This window comes from Streptococcus oralis (genome assembly GCF_003943385.1).
In the GTDB taxonomy this organism is placed as follows: domain Bacteria; phylum Bacillota; class Bacilli; order Lactobacillales; family Streptococcaceae; genus Streptococcus; species Streptococcus oralis_CA.
Genome location: NZ_RJPI01000007.1, coordinates 86,367 through 110,813, shown reverse-complemented (window position 1 = coordinate 110,813; position 24,447 = coordinate 86,367). Strand labels below are relative to the sequence as shown.

The following is a 24,447-nucleotide window of genomic DNA, read 5'->3' as shown; positions in this document are numbered from 1 at the left end:
AATTATAAAAAAGAAATTTAGAATCGAGGTAGACCCATGGCTGTTAAATTTACAAAAACGGATGACTTGGACAAGATGTTTGAGAATTTTGCTTTTGAGAATTTGCATAATATAATCCATTTTTCTTTTATTTTTAAAATGCTCTCCATTAAGATTATTTTTTCTCTAAATTAAAAAAGCTATAAATTTTTGAAATAGTTACGTAACATTTTAAGAAAGAAAACCTAATCTCTATATAGCTATTTTACACTCTTTTTTAAAAAAATCAATGTTATAATTAACTTATTTTCATTAATTAATAAAATAAATTGTTATACAAGATATTACCAAAACTGACTCACCCAAATAAATTTCCTTATGATATAATAGGTTTATGGATAAAAAATATGAAAAAATCTCCCAAGATTTGGGTGTAACCTTAAAGCAAATCGATACTGTTCTAAGTTTGACAGCTGAAGGGGCGACTATTCCCTTCATCGCGCGTTATCGCAAGGATATGACTGGTAGTCTGGATGAGGTGGCGATTAAGGCTATTATCGACATGGATAAAAGCCTGACTAATCTCAATGACCGCAAGGAAGCTGTCTTGGCTAAGATTCAAGAACAAGGCAAGCTGACCAAGGAACTGGAAGAAGCTATCCTGGCAGCTGAGAAATTAGCAGACGTAGAAGAACTCTACCTACCTTTTAAAGAAAAACGTCGGACCAAGGCAACCATTGCCCGTGAAGCTGGACTCTTTCCTCTTGCTCGTTTGATCTTGCAAAACGTAGATGGCTTAGAGAAAGAAGCTGAGAAATTTGTCTGTGAAGGATTTGCGACTGGTCAAGAGACCTTGGCTGGGGCAGTTGATATCTTGGTAGAAGCCTTATCTGAAGATGTCAATCTACGTGCTATGACTTATCAGGAGGTGCTGAGACACTCTAAAATCACTTCGCAGGTCAAGGATGAAAGTCTTGATGAAAAACAAGTTTTTCAGATTTATTATGATTTTTCAGAGACAGTTGGCAACATGCAGGGCTATCGAACCTTAGCCCTCAACCGTGGGGAGAAACTAGGGATTTTGAAAGTTAGCTTTGAACATGCGACGGATCGTATCCTATCTTTCTTTGCTGCTCGTTTTAAGGTGAAGAATGCCTATATTGATGAAGTTGTTCAACAGTCAGTTAAGAAAAAGGTCTTGCCAGCTATAGAACGACGCATTCGGACAGAATTGACTGAGAAAGCGGAAGAAGGGGCTATCCAACTCTTTTCGGACAATTTGCGCAATCTCCTCTTGGTTGCTCCGCTGAAAGGGCGCGTGGTTCTGGGCTTTGACCCTGCCTTTCGTACAGGTGCCAAGCTGGCTGTCGTTGATGCGACAGGGAAAATGCTGACGACCCAGGTCATCTATCCTGTTAAACCAGCCTCCGCTCGTCAGATTGAAGAAGCCAAGCAAGATTTGGCCGATCTGATTGGTCAGTACAGTGTAGAAATCATTGCCATTGGAAATGGAACGGCCAGTCGTGAAAGTGAAGCTTTTGTAGCGGAAGTTCTTAAAGATTTCCCTGAAGTCAGCTATGTTATCGTCAATGAAAGCGGTGCTTCTGTCTACTCTGCCAGCGAACTTGCTCGTCAGGAATTTCCAGACTTAACCGTTGAAAAACGCTCTGCTATCTCTATCGCTCGTCGTTTGCAAGATCCCCTTGCGGAATTGGTTAAAATCGATCCTAAGTCAATCGGTGTGGGTCAATACCAGCACGATGTCAGTCAGAAGAAACTGTCTGAAAGTCTGGACTTTGTTGTCGATACCGTGGTCAACCAAGTCGGTGTCAATGTCAATACAGCTAGTCCTGCTCTCCTTTCCCATGTAGCTGGACTAAATAAAACCATCTCTGAAAATATCGTCAAATACCGTGAGGAAGAAGGAAAAATCACTTCACGCGCTCAAATCAAGAAAGTTCCTCGTCTAGGAGCCAAAGCCTTTGAGCAGGCTGCTGGCTTCCTCCGTATCCCTGAAAGTAGCAATATCCTTGATAATACTGGAGTTCACCCAGAGAACTATACCGCTGTTAAGGAACTTTTCAAACGCTTGGATATCAAGGACTTGAATGAAGAAGCTCAAAGCAAACTCAAGTCCCTTTCAGTCAAGGAAATGGCGCAAGAGCTAGACCTCGGCCCAGAAACCCTCAAAGATATTATTGCAGACCTTCTAAAACCAGGTCGTGATTTTCGCGATTCCTTTGATGCACCTGTGCTTCGCCAAGATGTCCTAGATATCAAGGACTTAGTGGTCGGACAGAAGCTAGAAGGTGTGGTTCGTAATGTCGTTGACTTCGGTGCCTTTGTTGATATCGGGATCCACGAGGACGGCTTGATTCATATTTCCCACATGAGTCGTAAATTTATCAAACATCCCAGCCAAGTCGTGTCAGTCGGAGATTTGGTAACGGTTTGGGTCAAGAAAATCGATACGGAACGTGAAAAAGTCAATCTGTCGCTCCTAGCTCCAGATGAATCTGACTGAGTACGTTCAGTCTGTTTCCCTCGAAGACTTTGGTAGACCTTTCACACACCAAGCCCAGTGGAATTCTCGTCTGCGAACGACAGGTGGACGATTTTTCCCCAAGGATGGGCATTTGGATTTTAATCCCAAGATTTATAATGAACTAGGTTTGGAAGTCTTTCGCAAAATCGTGCGCCATGAACTCTGTCACTATCACCTTTATTTTCAGAAAAAAGGATATCGACATAAGGACCGAGATTTTAAGGAACTTTTGAAAGAAGTGGATGGCCTGCGCTTTGTTCCCCCTTTGAAAGACAAAAGTGCCTACCTAGTCTATCAGTGCCAATCTTGCCAGCAAAGCTATCAGCGTAAGAGAAGAATTGATACCAAACGCTATCGCTGTGGCGTCTGTCGAGGTAAACTCGTCATCTTAAATCGGCCTAAGGACTGATGTTCTTGATTCCGTTTTATGCTATACTCTTTGTAAGAATACCGAAAGAGGAACAAATCATGAATACAAAATTTTATAAAATGAGACGAAATCGTATGGTGTCAGGAGTTTTAGCTGGCCTATCAGACAAGTGGAATTTTGATGTAACCCTAGTCCGCTTTCTCTTCGCCATTTTTACCATATCAAATTTTGGGATTGGTGTGATTATTTACATCATCCTCGCCTCTATCCTGCCAACTAAGGAAGAGATTGAAGCCGAAATGTACGGAACCGGACCACGCAAACGCAAGGAAGCCGAGGCTATTGATGACAATGATGGCTGGTTTTGGTGAGTCGGATTTGGAAATAGTTTATAGATAATTTCCTTATTTCTTGAAAAAATTAGAAAAAGTAGTGAAGCTTAACCCTTGCATCCGCAAGGGTTTTCTTCTTGCCTTTCTTTTATGGTAAAATATTGATAGCGAAATTACTTGATTTTTTCTATCTTACAAAAATGTAAGATTAAAGTCTCTTTTGTAAGGTTAGGTTATGGCAAGTCGTCTTTTTTTGCGATAAACTAGACTCATAAAGAACAAAGGAGTAAAACCATGAAAAGAATCTTACATAAGAAAAGAAGAAGACCAAGTCAAAAAGATATCGAGCGTGTTCAACTGGGGTGCGCTATGATGCAAGCACAGTTTCAATTAATGGGATATTAAGAAGGAGAAAATCATGACACTTTTAGATGTAAAACACGTTCAAAAAATTTATAAAACACGTTTTCAGGGCAACCAAGTAGAGGCCCTCAAGGACATTCACTTTACCGTAGAGAAGGGTGATTATGTTGCCATCATGGGAGAGTCTGGTTCTGGGAAATCAACCCTGCTCAACATCCTAGCTATGCTGGATAAACCAACTCGCGGGCAGGTTTACCTAAACGGAACAGACACAGCCACTATTAAAAATTCACAGGCTTCGAGTTTCCGTCGTGAGAAGTTGGGCTTTGTCTTCCAAGATTTTAACTTGCTAGATACCCTGTCTGTTAAGGACAATATCTTGCTTCCGCTAGTGTTATCTCGAAAACCTATCACTGAGATGATGAAGAAATTGGTGGTAACAGCTGAGAATTTGGGCATCAACCAATTGCAAGAGAAGTACCCTTACGAGATCTCTGGTGGGCAAAAACAGAGGGTAGCAGTAGCACGCGCCATCATCACTGAACCTGAAATTCTCCTTGCGGATGAGCCAACTGGGGCACTTGACTCCAAGTCATCTGCTGCTCTTCTAGATGTTTTTGATGAAATCAATGAACGAGGCCAAACCATTCTCATGGTGACCCACTCAACAGCGGCAGCCAGCAGGGCCAAGCGCGTTCTCTTTATCAAGGATGGAATTCTTTACAACCAAATCTACCGTGGAGACAAGACCGAACGTCAGATGTTCCAAGAAATCTCTGATACTTTGACTGTTATGGCAAGCGAGGTGAATTAGTATGTTCCGATTAACCAATAAGTTAGCGGTTTCGAACTTAATAAAAAACCGCAAACTCTACTATCCCTTTGCTTTAGCTGTTCTCTTAGCTGTGACCATTACTTATCTTTTTTACTCTTTGTCACTTAATCCAAACATTGGCAAGATTCGAGGGGGAGAAACTATCTCTATGACCCTCGCTCTCGGAATGGTGGTTGTTACCATCGCTTCAGGGATTATTGTCCTTTATGCAAATAGTTTTGTTATGAAGAACCGCTCCAAGGAGTTGGGTGTATATGGTATGCTGGGGCTTGAAAAGCGCCATTTGATCAGTATGGTTTTTAAGGAGCTTCTTATTTTTGGTTCCTTAACCTTGACAGCTGGTCTCGGTCTAGGTGCTCTCTTTGATAAGCTAATCTTTGCCCTTCTTTTGAAGTTAATGAAAATGAAAGTGGAGCTCGTTTCGACCTTCCAACCAATAGTCTTTATCCTAGTTCTCATTGTCTTTGGGGCAATCTTCCTAGGTTTGATTTTTATCAATGCCTTTCGCATCGCACGCATGAATGCCCTTCAGCTCTCTCGTGAAAAAGCCAGTGGTGAGAAAAAAGGACGATTCTTAGGTTTTCAAACCATTCTAGGTCTAATCAGTCTAGCAGCTGGTTACTACCTAGCAATAACAGTCGAAAACCCACTTTCTGCTGTTCTAATTTTCTTCGTAGCAGTCTTGTTGGTAATCTTTGGTACCTATCTCTTGTTTAATGCAGGGATTACAGTTTTCCTACAAATCTTGAAGAAAAACAAGCGTTACTATTACCAACCTAACAACATGATTTCCGTGTCCAATCTCATTTTCCGCATGAAGAAAAATGCGGTTGGTCTAGCGACGATTGCTATTCTCTCAACCATGGTCTTGGTGACTATGTCTGCTACAACGAGCGTCTTTAAAGGCTCTGAAACTTTCAAGAAAGTCATGAATCCACATGATTTTGGAATTACAGGACAGAATGTTGAAAAAGAAGACATAAATAAACTCCTAGACCAGTATGCCAGCGATAAAGGATTGACTGTCACAAAGAAAGAAGTCCTTACATACAGTAACTTTGGTGTGGCAAACCAAGAAGGTACGAAATTGACAATCTTTGAGAAAGGTCAAAATCGTGTTCAACCGAAAACTATTTTTATGGTCTTTGATCAAAAAGACTATGAGAATATGACGGGGCAAAAACTTGCACTTTCAGGTAAGGAAGTCGGATTGTTTACTAAAAACAAAGAACTTCAAGGACAAAAAGAACTGACTCTAAATGACCAGACCTATACAATAAAGGAAGAAATCAAAAAAGATTTTATTCTTGAACATGTCCCAAATCAGTACAATATTCTAACTTCGGACTATAACTATCTGGTTGTTCCTGACTTGAAAGCCTTTCTTGACCAGTATCCTAATTCTTCCATCTTTAATCAATACTATGGTGGTATGAATGTAACGGCTAGCGAGGACGAGCAGCTTAAAATTGCAGATGACTATTCAAAATTCGTCAACAACTTTAATAGAGAATTAAACAAAGAAGGAAGCTATGTTTACGGAAGTAATCTGGCTGATAGCAGTGCGCAGGTGAGTGCTCTCTTTGGTGGAGTTTTCTTTATCGGTATTTTCCTCTCTATCATCTTTATGGTGGGAACAGTTCTTGTCATCTACTACAAACAAATCTCTGAGGGCTATGAAGACCGTGAACGTTTTATCATTTTGCAAAAGGTCGGACTTGATCAAAAGCAAATCAAGCAAACAATCAACAAACAGGTCCTAACTGTTTTCTTCCTTCCATTGCTCTTCGCCTTCCTACACCTTGCCTTTGCCTATCATATGCTTAGCCTCATCCTAAAAGTCATTGGGGTGCTAGATGCGACCATGATGTTAACCGTTACACTTTCCATTTGTGCCATCTTCCTCATCGTCTACGTTTTGATTTTTATGATTACTTCAAGAAGCTATCGCAAGATTGTACAAATGTAAAAAAGATACCTCGAAATTCATCGAGGTATTTCTTTTATCTTAGATACTAAAGAGTTGTCCAAATAGGTAAGTTACTCCCATGGTCAGAAGTCCTATACAGAGGTTACGGATCATAGCAGTTTTCGTAGGAGCCTTGCCTAGTTTAGCACTGGTATAGCCGGTGATGAGAAGGGAGAGGGCTACGATAAAGACAGTAGCAGGGATGCGATAGTCACTTGGAAAGACGATAATGGAAAGCATAGGAGGAAGGCTTCCCAGTACAAAGGCAATAAAGCTAGAGATAGCAGCATGCCAAGGATTGGTAAACTCTTCATACTCGATTCCATACTTTTCTTCGACCAAGGCTTTGAGTGGATTTTTCAAAAAGGCTTTGTTGGTCAAGAGTTGGGCGGACGTTTCACACTCACCGTTTTGAAGATAAGCAGCATAGAGGGATTGTTTTGCAGATTCAATGTCTTTGTCCAAGAGTAATTGCTCTCTAGCAACAGCGGCTTCTTCCGTGTCTTTCTGAGTGGATACAGAGACATATTCGCCACCTGCCATAGAAAAAGCACCAGCGAGGATAGCCGCCAATCCTGATAAAAAGATAATCCAGATATTGCTCGTCGCACTAGCAACACCGATAACGACTCCAGCAATGGAAATAATCCCATCATTGGCACCAAGAACGCCTGCTCGTAGGATATTGAGTCGCCCTGCAAAGTTTGCATCAATTTCATGTTTCAATTCTGTCATAGTCATCTCCTTTCTCTCCATTATAGAGAAAAGAGTAGGGGAAAACAATCTTTTTAAACTATCTGAAAAAAGTTCTACGATTCTAATTTTTAAGTCCTTTCTAATTTTACCGGAAAATGCTATTTCAAATTCTTAAATATTAAATTTTCTGACAATTTATTAAAAAATTAAGGAAAGGATGTTATAATGGAACATAAAATAAATTCAGGTTTCCTGAACCAATAGGAGTAAATAATGAAAAAACTAGGTGTTGTCCTTTTATCTTCTGCTTTGCTATTGACAGCATGTGCAGTCCGTTTTGAAAAATCAACCGAGACAAATGATTCCTCTAAGGTGACAGCTTTATCAGATGATAAACAAAAATTACTTGATAAGGCAACCGCAGATTATAAGACCTTTGTTCAAGGACAAATTGATAAGCTTTTAACGGATACAGAAGGATTTGTCCAGCTTTTAAAATACGGAAAATTGGAGGAAGCCAAGAAAGCTTATCCGCTTGTTCGTATGGCTTACGAACGCTCCGAGCCAATCGCAGAGAGTTTTGGTGAGTCAGATGTTAAGATTGACTTTCGTCTAGCAGACTATGTTGATGAAAATAAGACTGAGGAAGGTTGGTCTGGTTTCCACCGTATCGAGCGTATCCTCTGGGAAGAAAACACAACCAAGGGGACAGAAAGTTATGGAGAACAGCTTGTCAACGATATCAAAGAGTTGAAGGCTAAGGTAGCGACTGTTGAAGTAGATCACAAGATTATGTTGACAGGAGCAGTTGACTTGCTCAATGAAGTAGCAACAAGTAAGATTACTGGTGAAGAGGAAATCTACTCTCATACAGATTTGTACGACTTCCGCGCTAATATCGAGGGAGCTGAAAAGATATTCCAACTCTTTAAACCTTTACTAGAAAAATCAGATGCTGATTTAGTTAAAGAATTAGAAGCTGATTTCAAATCTGTTAATAGCCTGTTGGACAAACATATGACAGACAAGGAACACTACAAACTTTATACAGACTTAACAAAAGAAGACACCAAAGCATTGGCTGAAGCTGTGACTAAACTTGGTGAACCTCTATCACAAATGGGCAAATTTCTTGATGGGGAATAAGCAGTATGACTAAGAAAGACGAAAATTTTTTTGAGAAAAAAATGGACCGTCGAGAATTTCTAAAAAAAGCGGGTATTGGAGGTGCTGGGCTAGCACTAGGTCTCTCCGGTGCCTCCGCTTTTTTAGCACCTAGGTTAGACAAGCAGGAAAAAATCTCGTACGGTAATGAAAAGATTGACTTTTATGGGAAACACCAAGCGGGTATCACGACCCCTATGCAGAAGAATATTTATTTTGTTGTTCTAGATTTGCATACGACAGATAAAGATAAGATTATCCAGCTGTTCAAGGATTGGACAGATTATAGTAGCAAGTTGGTAGAAGGAGAATTGGTAAAAAAAGATGGTCAGAATGCCCTTTTGCCACCAAGTGACACTGGAGAAACCGTGGGGCTAAATCCTCATCGTTTAACGCTGACTTTTGGTGTGTCTGCTAGTTTCCTGAAAAGATGAATTTAGAGCAAAAACGTCCTAAACTTTTTAAGGATTTCCCCCCCTTCCCCAAAGAGCAACTGCGTGAAAAATATACTGGGGGAGATATTGTTATCCAAGCCTGTGCAGATGACGAGCAAGTTGCTTTTCATGCTATTCGCAACCTTATCCGTAAAGGGAGAAATGCAGTGACCCTCCGTTGGAGCCAATCTGGATTTGCTGCTATTGGGGATCGTATGGAGACACCACGCAATCTTTTTGGTTTCAAAGATGGAACAGCCAATGTGACCAAAGAAAAGGATTTTGATCGTGTTGTCTGGGCCGACAGCAAGGATTGGATGGAAAATGGCTCCTATATGGCTGTTCGTCGCATCCAGATGTTTCTCGATACCTGGGATCGAACCAATCTTGAAGAGCAAGAAAATACCTTTGGTCGTTATAAGGAAAGTGGCGCCCCTTTTGGGAAGAAGAATGAGTTTGATGAAGTAGATTTGAGTCTATTACCAGATGATTCGCATGTTCGATTGGCCAAAGAGGTAGAGAAGCCACTCTTACGACGATCTTATTCATACTCGGATGGAATTGATGATAAGACTGGACAATTTGACACAGGCTTACTCTTTATCTCTTTCCAAAAGGATCCTGATCATTTTGTCAAGGTTCAAACCAACCTCGGAGCTACAGACAAGATGAATGAGTATGTAACCCACATCGGTAGCGGTCTTTTTGCCTGCTTTGGTGGAGTAGAGAAAGGAGGCTATATTGGTCAGAAATTATTGGAAGACTAGTATTTGTTTTTTTGCTTTGTCTTTTCTCTTGTTAGCTATGTCTCCTGTTCGTGCAAAGGAAAGTCTGAGTTCTTATTTTGTAAAGATTACAGATGCCTCTCAGGCTTTAAAAAATGGAAATCAGGCAGAAGCCAAGGCCCTAGTTAGAGAAATGGCGACGGATTTTGAAAAAATAGAACATGCTGATTCAGATGCTGGAAAGGTTGTTAAGGAAAAACTTGCCCTGTCAGGAGAGATTAGTGAAGAAAATCTGACACAGATCTCCTCTGCCCTTCTAGCTTTTGAAAAAGAGCAAAATCCAATAGATCTGAATGCGGAGAAGGAAAAACTTGTCAGTCGCTTAAGACCACGTTTTGAGACTTTGGATAAGGCAATTTCTTCAAAAGATATAGAGCAAGTCCGAGAAGCCTATAAAAAAATGAATTCAACTTGGACACTCAATGAAAGTGTCGTCCGCGACAACAGTACAACTCATTATGGTCAAGTAGAAACTGCTATCTCTTTCTTACGCAGTAGTATTGAAATGGAGCCGACAGATTATGATGCTATCCAGTCTTCTTTTAATAACTTAAAAACTGCCATCGATAACTTCGTAGATGGCAAAGAAGTGGAGAAAAGTTCCTCCAATCTAAATCTCAAAGATGGCATTTCCCTTCTCAAAAAAGCCTTGGAAGAATTTAAAGCTGGAAACCCGACGGCAGGGACAGCTGCCATGAAAGAGTTTATTACTATATGGCCAACTGTTGAAGGTTCTGTTAGTACGACCAATCCTTCCCTCTACACCCGAGTCGAAAGCGAAAGTCCTGTAATCATGGTCAAGGGAAGTGAGAAGGAATATCAAGAAAAATTAGAAAAACTGATTGCGGATTTATCTCAAATTGATACGACTGCAAGCTACAATGCTTTTGATGCTATGCTCATTCTCTTACGTGAAGGAGTAGAGGCCCTCTTAATCGTCATGGCCTTGGTCACAACATTAAAAGCAGCCAAGATGCGTAAAGGAATCAAGTGGGTATACGGTGGGGCCCTAACAGGTATCGTTGCGAGTCTAGTGATTGCATTTATACTACAAATTGCCTTTCCTGCAGTAACATCAGGGGCCAATCGCGAAATCATCGAAGGATCTGTTGGTATTTTTGCAGTAGTGATGATGATTTTGATTGGTATCTGGCTTCACAGTAAATCCTCGATCAAAAAATGGAATGACTTTATGGATTCGCAGATGAAAACTGTGACCAAGACAGGTTCATTCATTTCCATGTTTGCTCTTAGTTTTCTAGCTGTTTTCCGTGAAGGGGCAGAGACCATTCTATTTTACGTAGGAATTTTACCGAGAATATCTCGTTTTGAGTTTATCCTAGGTATTTCTCTAGCCTTGTTAGTCTTGCTGATTATTGCATTTCTGATGAACAAGGCGAGTCAATTATTCCTACCTCATAAGGTCTTCTTCATATTGACGTGGATGATTTATGCTCTTGCCTTCAAGATGCTTGGAGTTAGTGTGCATGCTTTGCAGCTGACAAATATGGCACCAAATCACCTGCTATCAAGTTTCCCAACTATCGACCTATTGGGCATCTATCCAAGTTGGGAAAGTTTAGGAAGTCAGCTAGTCTTTTTGATAATTGTTTTGGTTGTCACATTGAGACAGGGTGAAAAGTAGATGGATACAAAAGAATTGACAATCGTTGAACATCTGATAGAATTTAGAAAGAGGTTCATTGCTGTTATAGCCTGCTTTTCTATAGTCTTTTGTGGAGCTTTATTGTTTGCTGATCAGCTTTATTACTACCTGACTCAGTCCTTTAATCAAAAGTTGATTGTATTAGGTCCAAATGACATTCTGTGGATTTATTTGCGCTTGGCGAGTCTAATGTCCTTTACCATTACGCTACCTTTTACAGTTTATCAGATTTGGAGTTTTATCAAACCAGGATTGAAAACAGAAGAAGCAAGAGCAATCTTTGTCTATATTCCAGCTAGTTTTATTTGCTTTCTACTTGGACTGGCCTTTGGATTCTACTTTGTGACACCAGCCTTACTTCAAGTGCTTTTAGGTCTTGGGGAAGGATTATTTGAAACTCAATTAACAGCGCAGAACTACTTAGCCTTTGTTTTTCAAACAACCCTACCCTTGGGTTTCATCTTTGAATTGCCTGTCATCATCGCTTTTTTAACGTCTATTGGCTTGATTGGACCAGGTTTCTTAGTTACCTATCGCCGTTATGCATACTTTATTTTATTGGTACTAGCTGTTATCTTGACACCTGCTGATTTTATCAGCGATCTAGCTATGACTGTTCCTTTAATCTCGCTCTATGAGCTTAGTATTGCAATTAGCAAGAGTATTGTAAAGAAAAAAATGAAAGGAGAAAAGAATGGGAATCTTACGTGATATCGGTGCTCCAGGATTGATTATCATTGTTTTAGGGGCACTCTTAATCTTTGGACCAAAACGGTTACCAGAACTTGGTGAATCAATCGGTAAAATGCTGTCTGAATTTAAAAAGGCAGTTAAAGGAGTTGGTGACCAAGATCAGGAAAAGTAATCTATTCCATAATCATACATAAAAACAAGAAAGTTAGGAACTGTAGCTGTCTAGGCCTAGGTGAGCAATTTCCTAGCTTTTTATTGTATTCTTAAAAATAATTTTAAGTTTTCTTTAAGGTTTGTATTATATTCTAAAGAACTCTATATTAACCGAATGTTGAGTAAAAAATATAGAGTGAAATCTAATTTTATTTCTCAAATTTTAGATAGATAGTTTTCTGTCTTTTCTTCATGATAAAGGCAGATTGTGATATAATAGATGATAATGAGTTTTTTAGAATAAACAAAGGAGAAAACATATGATCTATGCAGGAATTTTAGCCGGAGGAACTGGCACACGCATGGGAATCAGTAATTTACCGAAACAATTTTTAGAGTTGGGTGATCGTCCCATTTTAATCCACACAATCGAAAAATTTGTCTTGGAGCCAAGCATTGAAAAAATTGTGGTTGGGGTTCATGGAGACTGGGTGTCACACGCTGAGGACTTAGTTGACAAGTACCTCTCTCTCCACAAGGATCGTATCATTATTACCAAAGGTGGTGCTGATCGTAATAGCAGTATCGAGAAGATTATAGAAGCCATTGATACCTACCGTCCAATTACTCCGGAAGACATCGTGATTACCCACGACTCTGTTCGTCCATTTATTACACTTCGAATGATTCAGGACAATATCAAACTTGCCCAAAATCATGATGCGGTTGACACAGTAGTAGAAGCGGTTGATACCATTGTTGAAAGTACCAATGGTCAGTTTATCACGGATATTCCAAATCGTGCTCACCTCTATCAAGGTCAAACACCTCAAACCTTCCGATGCAAGGATTTCATGGACTTGTATGGATCCCTATCTGATAAAGAAAAGGAAATCCTAACAGATGCATGTAAGATTTTTGTTATCAAAGGGAAAGACGTTGCCCTAGCTAAAGGGGAATATTCAAACCTTAAAATCACAACGGTGACAGACTTGAAAATCGCGAAAAGCATGATTGAGAAAGACTAAGGCTATGATTAATCAAATTTATCAACTGACCAAACCAAAGTTTATTAATGTAAAATACCAAGAAGAGGACATTGATCAGGAAAATCACATCCTGATTCGTCCAAATTATATGGCGGTCTGTCATGCTGATCAACGTTACTATCAAGGGAAACGTGATCCAAAGATATTGGCTAAAAAGCTTCCTATGGCTATGATTCACGAGTCTTGTGGAACTGTTATTTCAGATCCAACTGGGACTTATGAAATCGGTCAAAAGGTAGTTATGGTCCCAAATCAACCGCCTATGCAGAGTGACAAGGAGTTCTACGAGAACTACATGACAGGAACCTACTTCCTATCTAGTGGTTATGATGGCTTTATGAGAGAATTTGTCTCTCTTCCAAAAGATCGTGTTGTCTCTTATAATGACATTGAGGACACAGTTGCAGCCATTACCGAGTTTGTGAGTGTGGGTATGCATGCTATGGATCGTTTCTTGAATCTCGCCCACAGCAAACGAGAGCGTATCGCAGTTATCGGAGATGGTAGTTTGGCTTTTGTGGTTGCCAATATTATCAATTACACTCTACCAGAAGCAGAGATTATCGTGATTGGTCGCCATTGGGAAAAACTGGAACTCTTCTCTTTTGCAAAAGAGTGCTACATCACGGATAATATTCCCGAGGATCTGACCTTTGATCATGGATTTGAATGTTGTGGTGGCGATGGAACAGGTCCCGCTATCAATGATTTGATTCGTTACATTCGCCCACAAGGAACGATCCTCATGATGGGAGTGAGCGAGTACAAGGTCAATATCAATACACGAGATGCTTTAGAAAAAGGTTTATTATTGGTTGGTTCGTCACGATCAGGACGGATTGATTTTGAAAATGCAATACAGATGATGGAAGTTAAAAAGTTTGCGAATCGTCTGAAAAATATCCTTTATATTGAAGAACCAGTGAGAGAAATCAAGGATGTTCACCGTGTCTTTGCCACCGACCTAAATACTGCTTTTAAAACAGTGTTCAAGTGGGAAGTGTAGAAGATGGAGGTAAATTGTGGAGAAACTCATCAAAGAAAAAATCTCTTCCTTGCTATCTGAGGAAGAGGGAGTCCTCAGTGTTGAACAACTGGGGGGCATGACCAATCAGAATTATTTGGTTAAAACAACTTCTAAACCCTATATCGTTAAATTTTTCGGGAAAGGGACTGAAAAGCTCATCAATCGTCAAGATGAAAAATACAATCTTGAATTGTTGAAAGACTTGAATCTTGATGTCAAAAATTATCTCTTTGATATAGAGTCTGGGATTAAGGTAAATGAGTACATCGAATCAGCAGTAACTCTTGATTCAACATCAATCAAGACCAAATTTGAAAAGATTGCCCCGATTCTACAGACCATTCATGCATCAGGCAAAGAACTAAGAGGAGAGTTTGCTCCTTTTGAGGAAATCAAAAAATACGAATCTTTGATTGAGGGAAATATCCCTTACGCCAACTATGAAGCTGTGAAAAAAGAAGTATTTTCACTAGAGAAAAGGTTGGCTGACTTAGGTGTTGACAGAAAGTCTTGTCATATCGATTTAGTTCCAGAAAACTTTATCGAGTCACCCCAAGGACGCATGTATTTGATCGACTGGGAATACTCTTCTATGAATGACCCGATGTGGGATTTGGCAGCTCTATTTTTAGAGTCTGAATTTACAAATCAGGAAGAAGAAGATTTCCTAACCTACTATGAGAGTGACAAAACTCCAGTATCTCGCGAGAAGATTCGAATCTATAAAATTTTGCAAGATACTATCTGGAGTTTGTGGACAGTGTACAAAGAAGATCAAGGCGCTGACTTTGGAGATTATGGTGTGAGTCGTTACAAAAGAGCTGTTGACGGTCTGACTTATTATGGAGGTTTGGATGAAGAATAAAAATGGTGTCTCTTTCGGTCTGCTCTCGGGTATCTTCTGGGGACTAGGTCTGACAATTAGTTCTTATATCTTTTCAATTTTTACCAATCTTTCCCCTTTTGTAGTGGCAGCGGCACATGACTTTTTGAGTATCTTTATTCTATTAGCTTTTCTTTTGGTAAAAGAAGGAAAAGTTCGACTTTCGATTTTTCTAAATATTCGAAATGTCAGTGTTATTATCGGAGCCTTGCTAGCTGGTCCTATTGGTATGCAGGCCAATCTTTATGCGGTTAAGTATATCGGTAGTTCTCTAGCTTCATCTGTATCAGCTATTTACCCAGCAGTTTCAGTTTTACTAGCTTTCTTCATTTTGAAACACAAGGTATCTAAGAATACTGTGTTTGGTATTCTGTTGATTATCGCTGGTATTATTGCCCAGACTTACAAAGTTGAGCAGGTCAATTCTTTTTATATCGGAATTCTTTGTGCCCTTGTCTGTGCCATTGCCTGGGGGAGTGAAAGTGTTCTCAGCTCCTATGCTATGGAAAGTGAATTAAGTGAAATTGAAGCCTTGTTAATCCGACAAGTAACCTCATTCTTGTCCTATCTTGTGATTGTGCTCTTTTCTCACCATTCATTTGCAGAAGTGGCAGATGGACAATTGTTTGGTCTATTGCTTATCTTTGCGGCCTTTGATATGATTTCCTACTTAGCTTATTATATCGCTATTAATCGCTTGCAACCCGCGAAAGCAACAGGTTTGAATGTGAGCTATGTAGTTTGGACTGTCTTATTTGCAGTTGTTTTCTTGGGTGCACCGCTAGATATGCTGACAATCATCACTTCACTTATTGTTATGGCTGGTGTTTATATTATTATTAAAGAATAAAGGAGATTCGTGTGAAAGCGATTATTTTAGCAGCGGGCTTAGGAACTCGTCTGCGCCCTATGACTGAAAATACCCCAAAAGCTTTGGTTAGGGTTAATCAAAAACCCTTGGTAGAATACCAAATCGAGTTTTTGAAAGAGAGAGGAATTGATGAGATTATCATCGTTGTCGGATACCTCAAAGAACAATTTGACTACCTAAAAGAAAAATATGGTGTTCGTTTAGTCTTCAATGACAAGTATGCTGATTACAACAACTTTTACTCACTTTATCTCGTTAAAGAAGACTTGGCTAACAGCTATGTGATTGATGCGGATAACTATCTTTTCAAAAATATGTTTAGAAACGATCTTAAACGTTCGACCTATTTCAGTGTTTATCGTGAAGACTGTGAGAATGAATGGTTCTTGGTTTATGGTGATGACTATAAAGTTCAAGACATCATCGTTGATAGCAAGGCTGGTCGTATTCTGAGCGGCGTATCATTCTGGGATGCTCCAACTGCAGAAAAGATTGTTGGTTTTATTGACAAAGCCTATGCAAGCGGCGAATTTGTTGATCTCTATTGGGACAATATGGTTAAGGATAATATCAAAGAATTAGATGTGTATGTCGAAGAATTAGAAGGCAACAGCATCTATGAAATCGATAGTGTTAAGGACTATCAAAAGCTAGAAGAAATTTTATCTTCCATTAACTAAATAGCATTAGAATTAGTAACAAAAAGACCCATTTTGGTCTTTTTTGTTTGAAATGCACGAAAATAGAATTTAAAAAGATTGTTTGATAATGATTGCAATTAATTAACAAAACACAATCAACAAAAAAGAAACAAAATAAAACAAAAAGTATTGACAACGATTTCATATAGTGTTATACTTATAACGTAAAAGTTAATTGAAAGAAGGGAAACTGTTATGGGATTAGATCATTTCTTTGACAAAGACCTCGTGTTTTGCTTAGAAGCGGATAATCAAGAACAACTCTTTGATCAGGTAGCAACCTTATTGGAAGAACGAGAAATAGTAACTCCAACTTATCGTGAAGCCTTGATCACGCGTGAAAAGTCATTTCCAACTGGCTTAGATATGGAATTTCTGGGAAAGGACTTGCCAAATGTAGCGATTCCTCATACAGATATTGTTCATAATCTGGCTGAGAAAGTGGTGGTTGTTCGATTAGAAAAACCAGTAACTTTTCACAATATGATTGCTCCTGATAAGGAAGTGGAAGTATCTTTACTCTTCTTTATCATTAACAATTCAAGTTCGAGTCAAACAAATATTCTGGCTCAGTTGATGGACTTTTTCACAGGGAATGGTCATCTAGAAGATTTATCAAATATTTCTGAACCAGAAGCCTTGTATGCCTATATCTCTGAAGCAACAGCTTAAATCGTACATTATAAAAAATAAATCGGAGGAAATCCAAATGATTAAAATTCTCGCTGCCTGCGGTGCAGGTGTTAACTCAAGTCACCAAATTAAAAGTGCTCTAGAAGAAGAACTTTCAAACCGTGGTTATGATGTTCACTGCGATGCAGTTATGGTAAAAGATGTGAATGAAGACCTTATGAAAGGCTACGATATCTTTACACCAATCGCTGCAACTGACCTTGGTTTTGAACCAGGAATTCCAGTTATCGAAGCTGGACCAATCCTGTTCCGTATTCCAGCAATGAGCGCTCCAGTATTTGACAATATTGAGGCAGCTATCAAAGAACACGGACTAAGTTAATTATTATTTTGTAAGATTCCATAAAAATAAAGGGAGGAACTATTATGGATGTCATTATCGAACTAGCCAATAAGATTTTCAAGCCAGTCTTGGAAATGGGTGGTCCTATCATCATGCTGATCATCTTGACAGTATTGGCTCTACTTTTTGGAGTGAAATTCTCCAAAGCGCTTGAAGGTGGTATCAAACTTGCCATCGCTCTTACTGGTATCGGTGCTATCATCGGTATGCTCAACGGAGCTTTCTCAGCATCTCTTGCGAAATTCGTTGAAAATACTGGTATTCAATTGAACATCACTGACGTTGGTTGGGCACCACTTGCAACCATCACTTGGGGATCTGCTTGGACACTTTACTTCTTGCTTGTAATGTTGATTGTCAACGTTGTGATGCTTGCAATGAAGAAAACGGATACACTTGACGTCGATATCTTTGATATCTGGCACTTGTCAATCACTGGTCTTTTGATCAAATGGTACGCAGACAACAATGGTGTTAGCCAAGGAGTTTCACTTTTCATCGCAACTGCAGCAGTTGTCCTTGTAGGTGTTTTGAAAATCATCAACTCTGACTTGATGAAACCAACATTCGACGACCTTCTTAACGCACCAAGTTCATCACCAATGACTTCAACTCACATGAACTACATGATGAACCCAGTTATCATGGTTTTGGATAAGATCTTTGATAAAGTATTGCCAGGTCTTGATAAATATGACTTTGACGCGGCAAAATTGAACAAGAAAATCGGTTTCTGGGGATCTAAATTCTTTATCGGTTTCATTCTTGGTATCGTTATTGGTTTGATGGGAACTCCACACCCAGTTGCTGGTGTAGAAGGAGCCGATAAATGGGAACTTGTTATTAAAGGTTGGTTGAGCCTTGGTTTGACTGCCGGTGTCTGCTTGGAGCTCTTCTCACTTATCGGATCTTGGTTTATCGCAGCCGTAGAACCACTTTCACAAGGTATTACAAACGTTGCTACTAAACGTCTTCAAGGACGTAAATTCAACATCGGTCTTGACTGGCCTTTCATCGCTGGTCGTGCTGAAATCTGGGCTTGTGCCAACGTACTTGCTCCAATCATGCTAGTAGAAGCAGTGCTTCTTTCAAACGTCGGAAATGGTATCTTGCCACTTGCAGGTATCATCGCTATGGGTGTGACTCCAGCTCTCTTGGTTGTTACACGTGGTAAATTGCTCCGTATGATCATCTTCGGAACACTCTTGTTGCCACTCTTCCTTCTTTCAGGTACTCTTATCGCTCCATTTGCAACTGAACTTGCTAAGGGTGTAGGTGCCTTCCCAGAAGGTGTGAGCCAAACTCAATTGATCACTCACTCAACTCTTGAAGGACCAATCGAAAAACTATTTGGTTGGGCAATCGGTAATGCTACAACAGGTGATATCAAAGCAATCCTTGGTGCAGCAGCCTTCCTTGTATTCTATGTAGGTATCTTTGCTTGGTATAGAAAACAAATGATCAAACGTAACGAAGAATACGCAGCAAATGCTAAATAATTCGCTCCTATAAAATGTAAATTGTGAAAACTAGGTTGTCAATTTCCGACATTGGGAGTGGCAACCTAGTTTTTTATATAAAAATCTAAAAATAGTTGGAGAATTTTATGGTAATTGAAGTAAAATCAGATCAGTTAACGGTTCAATTTAAAACCTTAGGTGGAGCTTTGTCATCTATCAAGGATCGAGATGGAATTGAGTACTTGTGGCAAGGAGATGCCACCTATTGGAGTGGGCAAGCTCCAGTACTTTTTCCAATCTGTGGCTCTTTGAGAGAGGATACAGCCTTCTATAGCCACGAAGATGGAACGGATACGAAAGGAAGCATTCCGCGTCATGGTTTAGTCCGTAAAAATGAATTTGAATTAATTGGTCAAACAGAAAACAGCGTAACCTTTGCTATCGAAGATGATGAGAATACTTATCAAAACTATCCTTATCATTTCCGTCTTGAAATCACTTATCTAGTGACCGGCAAGACTGTTCGTACTCAATACAAAGTCTTTAATAAAGAAACCAATAAAGTAATGCCATTCTTTATAGGAGGACATCCAGGATTTAATTGTCCTCTGCTAGATAGCGAAACTTATGAAGATTACTATTTAGAGTTTGAGAAAGAAGAGACTTGCTCTGTTCCACGTCCTTTCCCAGAAACTGGCATGTTAGACTTCCAGGATAGAAGTCCATGGTTGAATTCTCAAAAGGAAGTAGAGCTCAGTTATAATCTGTTTAGTGTTGATGCAGTAACTTTGGATGAGTTGCAATCCAGAACGATCGCGCTTCGTTCTCGCAAACATGAGAAGGGATTAAAAGTACACTTCCAAGAGTTCTCAAATCTCATCATTTGGTCAACTTTGAATAAGGGACCTTTCATTGCGTTTGAACCATGGTCTGGCTTGTCAACATCTCTTGAAGAAGGAGATCATCTGGAAGATAAGAAGAATGTTCGCCTCCTAGAACCAGGCCAAGTAGATCAGATTGGTTTTGATATCGAAATCTTTTAAACTAAAAAACAAAACACAAAAACAAACAATAACTGTTGACTTTTTATAAAAATAGGAGTATATTATGTTTGTAAGCAACAAATGATGTTTGAGGCAAACAATCATTTGTTATATTCTCTTTGATAGAGAAATATTAGCTCTAGGAAACTGATTTCTTAAACTTGAATAAGGTGTTATTCATCTCATTCAATCAAATTTGTCAATAAACTGCTAGAAAGTCTTTTGTAGGTAAACTACTAGCTATAAAAGTCTTTACTAGCTTAGAAAAATAAAAGGAGTAAACAATATGTCTATTGTTATCGGTGCAGATGCTGCAGGTTTGAGATTGAAAGAAGTTGTGAAAGACTTCTTGGAAAAAGAAAACTTCCACGTTGTGGATGTTACAGCTGAAGGTCAAGACTTTGTCGATGTGACTCTTGCTGTTGCTGCAGAAGTAAACAAAGAAGAACAAAACCTTGGTATCGTGATTGATGCCTATGGTGCTGGTCCATTCATGGTCGCAACTAAAATCAAAGGAATGGTTGCCGCAGAAGTATCTGACGAACGTTCAGCTTATATGACTCGTGGACACAATAACTCACGTATGATCACTATGGGTGCACAACTTGTTGGTGATGAATTGGCTAAAAACATTGCTAAAGGATTTGTTAACGGTAAATACGATGGTGGTCGTCACCAAATTCGTGTTGATATGTTGAACAAAATGTGCTAATACTCTTCAAAAATCAAGATAATCTGTTGTCAGCTCACTTTAGCTAACCTCAGTTATGCTTGCAGCTCGCTTCCTAAGCTAATCTTGATTTTTATTGAGTAAGGATAAATGATATTAGATTTATATAATTAATCGGAGGGAATAACTAATGAGAATTGCAATTGGATGTGACCACATCGTAACAGATGAAAAAATGGCGGTTTCAGAATTTTTGAAATCAAAAGGATATGAAGTCATCGACTTTGGTACCTATGATCACACACGTACTCACTACCCAATCTTTGGTAAAAAAGTTGGTGAAGCCGTTACAAGCGGTCAAGCTGATCTTGGAGTATGTATCTGTGGTACTGGTGTTGGGATTAACAACGCTGTAAATAAAGTTCCAGGAGTTCGTTCTGCCTTGGTTCGTGATATGACAACAGCTCTTTATGCAAAAGAACAATTGAATGCCAACGTTATTGGTTTTGGTGGTAAAATCACTGGTGAATTGCTCATGTGTGATATCATTGAAGCTTTCATCAATGCTGAATACAAACCATCAGAAGAAAACAAAAAATTGATTGCTAAAATTGAGCACGTTGAAACTCACAATGCTCATCAAGCAGATGCAAACTTCTTTACAGAATTCCTTGAAAAATGGGATCGCGGTGAATACCACGACTAAGAGGTGACGCATGATTTTAACAGTCACAATGAATCCATCCATTGATATTTCTTATCCTTTGGATGAATTAAAAATTGACACTGTCAACCGTGTGGTGGACGTGACCAAGACAGCTGGTGGTAAAGGGCTCAATGTTACACGAGTGCTTTCAGAATTTGGTGATTCTGTTGCTGCTACTGGTTTAGTTGGTGGGAAACTTGGTGAGTTTTTAGTAGAGCATATTGACGATAAAGTAACGAAACGTTTCTTCTCCATTCAAGGAGAGACTCGTAACTGTATCGCTATTCTACATGGAGACAATCAAACAGAAATCCTTGAAAAAGGGCCTGAAGTTCTAGAACAAGAAGGGCAAGACTTCTTGGTTCATTTCGAAAATCTTCTTGACAATGTGGAAGTAGTAGCCGTCTCTGGTAGTCTGCCAGCTGGGCTTCCAGTTGATTATTATGCGAGCTTGGTAGAGCTTGCTAATCGCACAGGAAAACCAGTTGTTCTAGACTGCTCAGGCGCTGCTCTTCAGGCGGTTCTTGAATCACCACATAAACCAACAGTTATTAAACCAAATAACGAAGAATTGTCTCAGCTTCTTGGGAAAGAAGTTTCTGAGGATCTGGATGAATTAAAAGAAGTTCTTCAGGAGCCTCTATTTGCAGGGATTGAGTGGATTATCGTGTCACTTGGTGCAAATGGTGCTTTTGCAAAACATGGGGACACTTTCTACAAGGTAGATATTCCTAGAATTCAGGTAGTCAATCCTGTCGGGTCTGGAGATTCTACTGTTGCAGGTATTTCATCAGGACTTCTTCATAAGGAATCGGATGCAGAACTCCTCATCAAGGCCAATGTCCTTGGTATGCTCAATGCTCAAGAAAAAATGACAGGTCATGTCAATATGGCTAACTATCAAGGTCTATACGACCAACTAATCGTAAAAGAGGTATAAAATGGTTTTAACAGAAAATAAACGCGCTTGCTTGCAAAAACTCTCTGACGAGAATGGCATTATCTCAGCTCTTGCCTTTGACCAACGTGGCGCTTTAAAACGCCTTATGGCTCAATATCAAACGGAAGAGCCAACAGTGGCTCAAATGGAAGAACTTAAAGTCTTGGTTGCAGATGAATTGACCAAATACGCTTCATCTATGCTTCTAGACCCAGAGTATGGTCTCCCAGCTACAAAAGCGCTTGCTCCAAATGCTGGTCTTCTCCTTGCTTATGAGAAAACTGGTTACGACACAACAAGCACCAAACGCTTGCCAGACTGCCTGGATGTTTGGTCTGCAAAACGTATCAAGGAACAAGGTGCAGACGCTGTTAAGTTCTTGCTTTACTATGACGTAGACAGCGCTGACGAACTCAACCAAGAAAAACAAGCCTACATCGAACGCATTGGTTCAGAGTGTGTGGCGGAAGACATTCCATTCTTCCTTGAAATCTTGGCTTACGATGAAAAAATCGCTGACGCAGGTTCTGCAGAATACGCAAAAGTAAAACCACACAAGGTTATCGGTGCTATGAAAGTCTTTTCTGACCCACGCTTTAACATTGATGTCTTGAAAGTGGAAGTTCCAGTCAATGTCAAATACGTTGAAGGCTTTGGCGATGGTGAAATCGTTCATACTCGTGAAGCAGCAGCAGCTTTCTTCAAAGCACAAGATGAAGCGACTAACTTGCCGTATATCTACTTGAGTGCAGGTGTATCAGCTAAACTCTTCCAAGAAACGCTTGTCTTTGCCCACGAATCAGGCGCAAACTTCAACGGTGTTCTTTGCGGCCGTGCAACTTGGGCTGGATCAGTTGAAGCCTACATCAAAGACGGTGAAGCAGCAGCTCGTGAATGGCTTCGCACAACTGGATTTGAGAACATTGATGAGCTCAATAAGGTTCTTCAAACAACTGCGACTTCATGGACTGAACGTGTGTAAGTTTTCCTCCTAATCTTAGGAACATTGATCTAAATAAAAAATTTAAAAAAAGTTGAATGTAAAGGTTTACAAAATAACTGACTTGTGCTATACTTAAATCACAAGTTAATACAAGGTGAGTGTTACTAAGTAATATTAGGCATGATCACAGGTGAATTAGAAATCAAAAGATTTTCTAGTTCATTTGTGGTCATTTTTTATACTCATCATACCTTTAGGATGCAAAAGGAGGTTGCCATGTATCGAATTCTAAATCCAATGAATCACAACGTCTCGCTTGTCAGGAATGATAAAGGAGAAGAAGTGATTGTGATTGGTAAAGGGATTGCATTTGGAAAGAAGAAGGGGGATTTGATTGCTGAAAATCAGGTTGAGAAAATCTTTCGGATGAAGACCGAAGAGTCCAGAGAAAACTTTATGGCTCTTCTCAAAGATGTTCCGCTTGATTTTATCACAGTGACCTATGAGATTATTGATAAGCTTTCTAAGAAATATCACTATCCGATTCAAGAGTATCTCTATGTGACCTTGACAGATCATATTTACTGTTCTTATCAAGCTCTAACACAAGGAAGGTACAAGGATAGCAATCTGCTAGATATTTCTGCCAAGTATCCTGTTGCTTTTCAAATTGCTAATGAAGCTTTTGAAATTTATCGTCAGAAGTTGACAGATCATTTCCCTGAGGATGAGATTATTCGGATCGCTTATCATTTCATCAATGCCGAGGGTGAGAATGAAGTTCAAGTGGTTGAGTCGATAGATAAGAGGAAAGAAATTCTCAGGAATGTTGAAGAAGTTCTGAAAAGTTACGCTATTCAACGAACCAAAGAGAATAACCATTTCTATGATCGTTTTATGATTCATTTGAATTATTTCTTGGATTATTTAGACCGATCCAGAGAGGATAATCAATCGCTTCTGGATATGGAAGACCATATCAAACAATCCTATCCAAAGGCATTTGAGGTCGGCTCCAAGATTTATGATGTGATTACGCAACATACTGGTCTTGATTTGTATAAGAGTGAGCGAGTTTATCTAGTTCTACATATACAACGTTTATTGTCATAAAAATTTAATTAAAAATACATA

25 protein-coding genes and 1 pseudogene are annotated in these 24,447 nt (G+C 39.4%); 25 read left to right on the top strand and 1 reads right to left on the bottom strand.

All coding sequences use genetic code 11. The features are described from left to right. Nucleotides 1–36: 36 nt before the first annotated feature. The 6 genes from D8803_RS09975 to D8803_RS06455 all read left to right on the top strand — a co-directional run bounded on the left by D8803_RS09975 (nucleotide 37) and on the right by D8803_RS06455 (nucleotide 6,393). Nucleotides 37–174 carry an SPJ_0845 family protein gene (locus tag D8803_RS09975; protein ID WP_411756588.1) on the top strand — a complete coding sequence of 46 codons (138 nt, stop codon included), beginning with the start codon at nucleotides 37–39 and terminating at the stop codon, nucleotides 172–174. A gap of 199 nt (nucleotides 175–373) precedes the next feature. Then, the gene (locus D8803_RS06475) at nucleotides 374–2,503 is read left to right on the top strand and encodes a Tex family protein (RefSeq protein ID WP_131200614.1); all 2,130 of its coding nucleotides are present in this window, start codon (nucleotides 374–376) and stop codon (nucleotides 2,501–2,503) included. Then, nucleotides 2,490–2,933 carry a SprT family protein gene (locus D8803_RS06470; RefSeq protein ID WP_131200613.1) on the top strand — a complete coding sequence of 148 codons (444 nt, stop codon included), beginning with the start codon at nucleotides 2,490–2,492 and terminating at the stop codon, nucleotides 2,931–2,933. The genes D8803_RS06475 and D8803_RS06470 overlap by 14 nt, the downstream gene beginning before the upstream one ends. Before the next feature lie 59 nt (nucleotides 2,934–2,992). Beyond that, entirely contained in the window at nucleotides 2,993–3,265 is a 273-nt protein-coding gene (locus D8803_RS06465; protein WP_109290075.1) for a PspC domain-containing protein, read from the top strand. A 379-nt stretch (nucleotides 3,266–3,644) separates the two neighbouring features. Next, nucleotides 3,645–4,403 (top strand): ABC transporter ATP-binding protein, encoded by a 759-nt coding sequence (locus D8803_RS06460; protein ID WP_000173369.1) that lies wholly within the window; start codon nucleotides 3,645–3,647, stop codon nucleotides 4,401–4,403. 1 nt (nucleotide 4,404) lies between these two features. Next, nucleotides 4,405–6,393, top strand: a complete 1,989-nt coding sequence (locus tag D8803_RS06455) for an FtsX-like permease family protein (RefSeq protein ID WP_084946023.1) — start codon at nucleotides 4,405–4,407, stop codon at nucleotides 6,391–6,393. Between the two features lie 39 nt (nucleotides 6,394–6,432). Here D8803_RS06455 and D8803_RS06450 read toward each other — a convergent pair whose 3' ends face one another. Continuing rightward, nucleotides 6,433–7,128, bottom strand: a complete 696-nt coding sequence (locus D8803_RS06450; protein ID WP_131200612.1) for a VIT family protein — start codon at nucleotides 7,126–7,128, stop codon at nucleotides 6,433–6,435. A gap of 234 nt (nucleotides 7,129–7,362) precedes the next feature. Here D8803_RS06450 and efeO point away from each other — a divergent pair, with 234 nt between their 5' ends. The 19 genes and pseudogenes from efeO (at nucleotide 7,363) to D8803_RS06355 (ending at nucleotide 24,426) form a co-directional block, all read left to right on the top strand. Further along, a complete protein-coding gene (gene efeO / locus D8803_RS06445; RefSeq protein WP_131200611.1) occupies nucleotides 7,363–8,235 on the top strand; it encodes an iron uptake system protein EfeO in 873 nt (290 codons plus the stop codon). A 5-nt stretch (nucleotides 8,236–8,240) separates the two neighbouring features. Continuing rightward, nucleotides 8,241–9,454: pseudogene (efeB, locus tag D8803_RS06440) on the top strand (iron uptake transporter deferrochelatase/peroxidase subunit). Next, nucleotides 9,429–11,117 carry an FTR1 family protein gene (locus D8803_RS06435; protein WP_061416925.1) on the top strand — a complete coding sequence of 563 codons (1,689 nt, stop codon included), beginning with the start codon at nucleotides 9,429–9,431 and terminating at the stop codon, nucleotides 11,115–11,117. The pseudogene efeB and the gene D8803_RS06435 overlap by 26 nt, the downstream one beginning before the upstream one ends. Further along, nucleotides 11,118–11,849 (top strand): twin-arginine translocase subunit TatC, encoded by a 732-nt coding sequence (gene tatC / locus D8803_RS06430; protein ID WP_061416924.1) that lies wholly within the window; start codon nucleotides 11,118–11,120, stop codon nucleotides 11,847–11,849. Beyond that, nucleotides 11,833–12,003, top strand: a complete 171-nt coding sequence (locus D8803_RS06425) for a twin-arginine translocase TatA/TatE family subunit (RefSeq protein ID WP_038805334.1) — start codon at nucleotides 11,833–11,835, stop codon at nucleotides 12,001–12,003. The genes tatC and D8803_RS06425 overlap by 17 nt, the downstream gene beginning before the upstream one ends. Nucleotides 12,004–12,304: 301 nt before the next feature. Next, the gene (locus tag D8803_RS06420) at nucleotides 12,305–13,012 is read left to right on the top strand and encodes a 2-C-methyl-D-erythritol 4-phosphate cytidylyltransferase (protein WP_061416923.1); all 708 of its coding nucleotides are present in this window, start codon (nucleotides 12,305–12,307) and stop codon (nucleotides 13,010–13,012) included. A 4-nt stretch (nucleotides 13,013–13,016) separates the two neighbouring features. Further along, complete coding sequence (locus tag D8803_RS06415) at nucleotides 13,017–14,039, top strand: ribitol-5-phosphate dehydrogenase (RefSeq protein ID WP_061416922.1); 1,023 nt, start codon at nucleotides 13,017–13,019, stop codon at nucleotides 14,037–14,039. A gap of 16 nt (nucleotides 14,040–14,055) precedes the next feature. Beyond that, complete coding sequence (locus D8803_RS06410) at nucleotides 14,056–14,925, top strand: phosphotransferase family protein (protein WP_061416921.1); 870 nt, start codon at nucleotides 14,056–14,058, stop codon at nucleotides 14,923–14,925. Continuing rightward, nucleotides 14,915–15,793, top strand: a complete 879-nt coding sequence (locus D8803_RS06405; RefSeq protein WP_061416920.1) for a DMT family transporter — start codon at nucleotides 14,915–14,917, stop codon at nucleotides 15,791–15,793. Before D8803_RS06410 ends, D8803_RS06405 begins: the two co-directional genes overlap by 11 nt. An 11-nt stretch (nucleotides 15,794–15,804) precedes the next feature. Beyond that, a complete protein-coding gene (locus D8803_RS06400) occupies nucleotides 15,805–16,494 on the top strand; it encodes a sugar phosphate nucleotidyltransferase (protein WP_061416919.1) in 690 nt (229 codons plus the stop codon). A gap of 216 nt (nucleotides 16,495–16,710) precedes the next feature. Beyond that, nucleotides 16,711–17,187, top strand: a complete 477-nt coding sequence (locus D8803_RS06395) for a PTS sugar transporter subunit IIA (protein ID WP_000521967.1) — start codon at nucleotides 16,711–16,713, stop codon at nucleotides 17,185–17,187. Between the two features lie 37 nt (nucleotides 17,188–17,224). After that, on the top strand, nucleotides 17,225–17,530 hold the full coding sequence (locus tag D8803_RS06390; RefSeq protein ID WP_000590563.1) for a PTS sugar transporter subunit IIB: 306 nt from the start codon (nucleotides 17,225–17,227) through the stop codon (nucleotides 17,528–17,530). 44 nt (nucleotides 17,531–17,574) lie between these two features. Continuing rightward, nucleotides 17,575–19,050 carry a PTS galactitol transporter subunit IIC gene (locus D8803_RS06385; protein ID WP_000382509.1) on the top strand — a complete coding sequence of 492 codons (1,476 nt, stop codon included), beginning with the start codon at nucleotides 17,575–17,577 and terminating at the stop codon, nucleotides 19,048–19,050. A gap of 107 nt (nucleotides 19,051–19,157) precedes the next feature. Next, nucleotides 19,158–20,054, top strand: a complete 897-nt coding sequence (locus D8803_RS06380; RefSeq protein WP_131200610.1) for an aldose 1-epimerase family protein — start codon at nucleotides 19,158–19,160, stop codon at nucleotides 20,052–20,054. A 286-nt stretch (nucleotides 20,055–20,340) separates the two neighbouring features. Further along, complete coding sequence (gene lacA / locus D8803_RS06375) at nucleotides 20,341–20,766, top strand: galactose-6-phosphate isomerase subunit LacA (protein WP_000029277.1); 426 nt, start codon at nucleotides 20,341–20,343, stop codon at nucleotides 20,764–20,766. A 148-nt stretch (nucleotides 20,767–20,914) separates the two neighbouring features. Continuing rightward, the gene (gene lacB, locus D8803_RS06370; RefSeq protein WP_001216921.1) at nucleotides 20,915–21,430 is read left to right on the top strand and encodes a galactose-6-phosphate isomerase subunit LacB; all 516 of its coding nucleotides are present in this window, start codon (nucleotides 20,915–20,917) and stop codon (nucleotides 21,428–21,430) included. Between the two features lie 10 nt (nucleotides 21,431–21,440). Further along, nucleotides 21,441–22,370 (top strand): tagatose-6-phosphate kinase, encoded by a 930-nt coding sequence (locus D8803_RS06365; protein WP_131200609.1) that lies wholly within the window; start codon nucleotides 21,441–21,443, stop codon nucleotides 22,368–22,370. Between the two features lies 1 nt (nucleotide 22,371). Continuing rightward, complete coding sequence (gene lacD / locus D8803_RS06360; RefSeq protein ID WP_131200608.1) at nucleotides 22,372–23,352, top strand: tagatose-bisphosphate aldolase; 981 nt, start codon at nucleotides 22,372–22,374, stop codon at nucleotides 23,350–23,352. A 237-nt stretch (nucleotides 23,353–23,589) separates the two neighbouring features. Then, nucleotides 23,590–24,426, top strand: a complete 837-nt coding sequence (locus D8803_RS06355) for a PRD domain-containing protein (protein WP_131200607.1) — start codon at nucleotides 23,590–23,592, stop codon at nucleotides 24,424–24,426. The last annotated feature ends 21 nt before the right edge of the window (nucleotides 24,427–24,447 follow it).

What these genes read in the sequence shown, in the direction of transcription:
- D8803_RS06355 (WP_131200607.1), top strand. Translation starts at nt 23,590, where the DNA reads ATGTATCGAATTCTAAATCCAATGAATCACAACGTCTCGCTTGTCAGG.
- D8803_RS06425 (WP_038805334.1), top strand. Translation starts at nt 11,833, where the DNA reads ATGGGAATCTTACGTGATATCGGTGCTCCAGGATTGATTATCATTGTT.
- D8803_RS06460 (WP_000173369.1), top strand. Translation starts at nt 3,645, where the DNA reads ATGACACTTTTAGATGTAAAACACGTTCAAAAAATTTATAAAACACGT.
- D8803_RS06395 (WP_000521967.1), top strand. Translation starts at nt 16,711, where the DNA reads ATGGGATTAGATCATTTCTTTGACAAAGACCTCGTGTTTTGCTTAGAA.
- D8803_RS06470 (WP_131200613.1), top strand. Translation starts at nt 2,490, where the DNA reads ATGAATCTGACTGAGTACGTTCAGTCTGTTTCCCTCGAAGACTTTGGT.
- lacD (WP_131200608.1), top strand. Translation starts at nt 22,372, where the DNA reads ATGGTTTTAACAGAAAATAAACGCGCTTGCTTGCAAAAACTCTCTGAC.
- D8803_RS06405 (WP_061416920.1), top strand. Translation starts at nt 14,915, where the DNA reads ATGAAGAATAAAAATGGTGTCTCTTTCGGTCTGCTCTCGGGTATCTTC.
- tatC (WP_061416924.1), top strand. Translation starts at nt 11,118, where the DNA reads ATGGATACAAAAGAATTGACAATCGTTGAACATCTGATAGAATTTAGA.
- D8803_RS06385 (WP_000382509.1), top strand. Translation starts at nt 17,575, where the DNA reads ATGGATGTCATTATCGAACTAGCCAATAAGATTTTCAAGCCAGTCTTG.
- D8803_RS06415 (WP_061416922.1), top strand. Translation starts at nt 13,017, where the DNA reads ATGATTAATCAAATTTATCAACTGACCAAACCAAAGTTTATTAATGTA.
- D8803_RS06450 (WP_131200612.1), bottom strand. Translation starts at nt 7,128, where the DNA reads ATGACAGAATTGAAACATGAAATTGATGCAAACTTTGCAGGGCGACTC.
- D8803_RS06420 (WP_061416923.1), top strand. Translation starts at nt 12,305, where the DNA reads ATGATCTATGCAGGAATTTTAGCCGGAGGAACTGGCACACGCATGGGA.
- D8803_RS06380 (WP_131200610.1), top strand. Translation starts at nt 19,158, where the DNA reads ATGGTAATTGAAGTAAAATCAGATCAGTTAACGGTTCAATTTAAAACC.
- D8803_RS06365 (WP_131200609.1), top strand. Translation starts at nt 21,441, where the DNA reads ATGATTTTAACAGTCACAATGAATCCATCCATTGATATTTCTTATCCT.
- efeO (WP_131200611.1), top strand. Translation starts at nt 7,363, where the DNA reads ATGAAAAAACTAGGTGTTGTCCTTTTATCTTCTGCTTTGCTATTGACA.
- D8803_RS06475 (WP_131200614.1), top strand. Translation starts at nt 374, where the DNA reads ATGGATAAAAAATATGAAAAAATCTCCCAAGATTTGGGTGTAACCTTA.
- D8803_RS06390 (WP_000590563.1), top strand. Translation starts at nt 17,225, where the DNA reads ATGATTAAAATTCTCGCTGCCTGCGGTGCAGGTGTTAACTCAAGTCAC.
- D8803_RS06465 (WP_109290075.1), top strand. Translation starts at nt 2,993, where the DNA reads ATGAATACAAAATTTTATAAAATGAGACGAAATCGTATGGTGTCAGGA.
- D8803_RS09975 (WP_411756588.1), top strand. Translation starts at nt 37, where the DNA reads ATGGCTGTTAAATTTACAAAAACGGATGACTTGGACAAGATGTTTGAG.
- lacA (WP_000029277.1), top strand. Translation starts at nt 20,341, where the DNA reads ATGTCTATTGTTATCGGTGCAGATGCTGCAGGTTTGAGATTGAAAGAA.
- D8803_RS06455 (WP_084946023.1), top strand. Translation starts at nt 4,405, where the DNA reads ATGTTCCGATTAACCAATAAGTTAGCGGTTTCGAACTTAATAAAAAAC.
- lacB (WP_001216921.1), top strand. Translation starts at nt 20,915, where the DNA reads ATGAGAATTGCAATTGGATGTGACCACATCGTAACAGATGAAAAAATG.